The organism is Clostridia bacterium, assembly GCA_036562685.1.
In the GTDB taxonomy this organism is placed as follows: Bacteria; Bacillota; Clostridia; order Christensenellales; family DUVY01; genus DUVY01.
On record DATCJR010000164.1, the window covers coordinates 1 to 3,711 of the forward strand.

Consider the following 3,711-nt stretch of genomic DNA (forward strand, 5'->3'; position numbering starts at 1 on the left):
ATTGGTCGATCTTGTTATGACTGAAGGCAGTACCAAAAAATATATAAAGAGCATTATGTCAATAATAACGCTTTTTATAATTTTGTCCCCCATACCGGCATTGCTTAATAAAAACTTTGATTTTTCAAATATTTTTGACGGCAATGAAATTCAAGCAGACACCAGAATAATTCAAAATGTAAGCTCGCAGCAAATATCAATATTGGAAGAGTCTTTAGAAAAAAAATTGAACTCAGATGGATATAAAAATGCAAATGTTAGACTAATTGCTGCTATAGAAAATAATGTTTTAAAAATCAAAGCAGTAAGCATTGATATTTTTAAATGCGAAATAAAAAAAGAGTCATCAACTTATGAAAAGATAAAACAAAAAATAAGGGAATATCTAAACGATAATAATATAACGGTGATTGTATATGGATGAAAAATTTATCAAACAGGTGTATATTTCAGGCGGTTCAGCACCTATTCAAAATTCGCCTAAAAAATCCTTAGAAGAAAAAAATATCAAAATCCAAAGTGTTGACGGTCGCAGAGAAAATGTTCATGTGATATCGCGACCTGAAGATTCAAAGATTAGTAAAAAAAAAGAAAGTCAATTTCAATCTAAGAGTGATGAGACGCAAATTCCCAATAAGATTTTTTTAACAGATGATAAATTTTCTACTCCCAAAACTGATAAAGATAGTGAAAAGAAAAAAGGAATATGGGAGAAAATAAAAAAGATAAAGAATATTGAGATATATATTGCAATAGCATTTGTTGTAATTGTATTGCTTATATATTTTAGTTCTAGTGTATCATCATGCTCATTTAACAATAGAACTACGACAAGTGATGATGGGTATACTTCCGCATATGACTATTGCTTAGAAACTGAAAAAAGATTGGCAAAATTACTTTCTAGCATTGAGAATGCGGGCAAGGTTGATATAATGATAACTTTTGAAAGCACGCCCGAACGTGTTATTGCCTATATAACAAGTTCCAGTAAGAGCATCTCAACAGGAGGTGATGGCGGTTATAACGAAAATGATCAAAACTCGTCTAGTCCTCAAATTATTTATGTTTCAGGTAACCAAATTCCGCTTATTTTAAAAGAACTTTCGCCTAAGGTTATAGGAGTTTTAATCGTTGCCGAAGGCGCTGATGATGTAAAAGTAAAGTTGGACATTATCAATGCGGTATCAGTATTGCTTAATATAAGCAAAGATCAAATAAAAGTACTAACTATGAATAAAGGGTAATCAAACTTAATAAACATATTATATATACCAAATATGGAGGGAATAATTTTTATGCTAAGCAAAAAAAAGAAAATTATTATATTAGCAGGAATGCTGGTATTATTAGTAATTACTGGAATATTAAATGTAGTTTTAAATCAAACCACTAAAGGCACTAAGGATACACCTGTAGTAGCTGGAAATTTCTTTGAAACTTATAGAAGCGATAGATTAGAAACCCGCAATCAGACAATAATGTATCTTGATGCTATTATTAACAGTGAAGCTTCTTCAGAAGCTGATAAAGCTGCAGCGCAAGCCGAAAAACTAAAAATAGCAACAGCCATGAACCAAGAATTGGTAATAGAAGGTCTAATTAAGGCACAAGGCTTTGAGGACTGTGTTGTTACTACCGGAGCAAATATTAATGTTATAATAAAATCTGATCCTTTAACAGAGGATGAATTAATTCAGATTTTGTATATTGTTACTGAAGAAACAGGAAAACAACCGTCTGAAATAAATATAATCCCTATATCATAAATTTTAAACTCTTGTTTTTATAAATGATATATGCTAAAATATTTACATTAAAGACTAGGAGAAAAAATGGGTGGTAAGAGCCTGCAATCGAATCATACAGGTAGTACCATTTATGGCAAAAATGTAATTTTGTCCATAATCACTCTTGCTGCAAAAGAGATTACAGGTGTTGTGTCTTTGCAGGGCAAGGGAGTCAAAATTGACATTGATGAGGACAACAACATTTCTGTTGATGTTTTTTTGAAGATACTTTACGGACACAGTGTCTCCGATGTCGCTTTTCGTGTTCAAGAGAACATAAAGCGAAGCGTGGAGACTATGTCTGTTTATAGAGTTAGCACCATTAATGTAAATGTATTAGAAGTGGGTTTTGAAGAATAAGTTTGTTTCAAAAGATAGCATAGAAAAAGCCTTCACTATCAAAGCAATTGTGGTGAAGGCTGCCCTAATGGAGGAGTTTTTGTGAAAAGACCTATAGAGAAAATCTTATTAATTCTCAATTCGTTAATAGGTTTGATTTTTATAGGCAGCGTAGTAATTTCTAAAATACCGCTGTTTAAATTAAACATATTGGACAAGTATTTAAATTACAGTTTTGGTAAAGGCGGAATTTTGATTACAGCTTTTGTTTTGGCTGGTGTTTATTTGATATTATCAATATTACTTATCGTAAACAGATTGAGATTTACCAATAACTCAATATATGTTTATGGAGAGTCCTCTATAGGTGTAACTTCACATAATATAAAAAAGATAGCAAAATCCGTTTGTAAAGAAATTGAAGGAATAAAATCAGTTAACATAGATATACAGTTGGGAGAGTTTGGTAACTGCTTGTTAGTTAATGCCAAACTTTATGACGGCTATGATTTTCAGGCTTTGGTTGGAAAGCTTCGTCCTAAACTTGAAGAAGCTATCACCATGAATTTGGGCATAAAGTTTCCTTCTTACAAGTTTGCTGATGGAAATGTTTTGTTTGAATTTGGGGCACCTTATGCTGGTGTAGGAATAGATTTGGACGTTGAAAAGCCTAGCAACAATGAGGTTGTAATGCCTGAATCTCCCAAAACTATGGAGCCTGTTAAAAAGTCTGAAGAAGACATTGAAGATACTTTTGTTGCGCCCGTTGAACCTTTTGATGTTGAGACTGACGAAATTCAAAAGGATAATGTATTTCCTGATGTTGATTTTGAGCCTCAAGAGCCTGATGTGTTTACAGAAGAACATTATGAACCAGAAGAGACTTTGGCTCCGGATCAATATTCTATACCTTACACAATGGCTAATAAGGGAATGATGCCTTCTTCATTTGAAAAGAAAGAGGAAAGAAGAACAGAATATTCAGATCCTTTTGGATCAGTCAACACAATATCTTCTGGCAAGGCATATAATCAATTTCAGGCACCCAAAACGAGTGCTACTCAAAGTAATGTTCAAAAGCCTTTGCAGGCGGCTTATGACAATATAAATAATGAAATTCAAAAACAGAGCATGATGCAGCAGCAGAAGATCATGCAAAATGCTGAAAGGATGAAAGAGACATCAAGACCCGAACAACAGACACAATTTGGTCAAGGTGTAAGACAGCCTTTGCGTCCCACACCTTCAGCAGTACAAGGTCAAAAGCCTATGGGCAATTCTGTACCGTCATCACAGTCTGTTCAAAATTCTGTACCGCCTCAAAGACCGAGGCCTCAAGAAGCACAACCTAGACCTAATATGGCTTATCAGGGACAGAGACCTTATCCTCAAAGGCCTACATCTATGAGTGTAAGACCTACTCCTCATAGCGCCAATACTGCAGTATCTCAAAATAGCGGTATTCCTGCGTCTTCTCAAATTAATTCAAATCAAAATAATGCACAAAGAAGGCAACAGGCGCCTCAGAGGTCGGCACAAACAAAACTTTCAAAAGAAGATGTATATGCTAGAATTAATGCTA

At 33.9% G+C, this 3,711-nt stretch carries 5 protein-coding genes; all 5 read left to right on the plus strand.

Annotated features, from left to right (window positions below; genetic code table 11):
- Positions 1–424, plus strand: a 424-nt coding sequence (locus VIL26_07435; protein HEY8390759.1) for a stage III sporulation protein AF, incomplete at its 5' end; no start/stop codon positions are given.
- On the plus strand, positions 417–1,247 hold the full coding sequence (locus VIL26_07440; GenBank protein ID HEY8390760.1) for a hypothetical protein: 831 nt from the start codon (positions 417–419) through the stop codon (positions 1,245–1,247). The genes VIL26_07435 and VIL26_07440, both read left to right, overlap by 8 nt.
- A 51-nt stretch (positions 1,248–1,298) precedes the next feature.
- On the plus strand, positions 1,299–1,769 hold the full coding sequence (locus VIL26_07445; protein ID HEY8390761.1) for a SpoIIIAH-like family protein: 471 nt from the start codon (positions 1,299–1,301) through the stop codon (positions 1,767–1,769).
- 66 nt (positions 1,770–1,835) lie between these two features.
- A complete protein-coding gene (locus tag VIL26_07450) occupies positions 1,836–2,150 on the plus strand; it encodes an Asp23/Gls24 family envelope stress response protein (protein HEY8390762.1) in 315 nt (104 codons plus the stop codon).
- Between the two features lie 81 nt (positions 2,151–2,231).
- Positions 2,232–3,711 (plus strand): hypothetical protein (locus VIL26_07455; protein ID HEY8390763.1); only part of this gene is annotated, 1,480 nt, incomplete at its 3' end.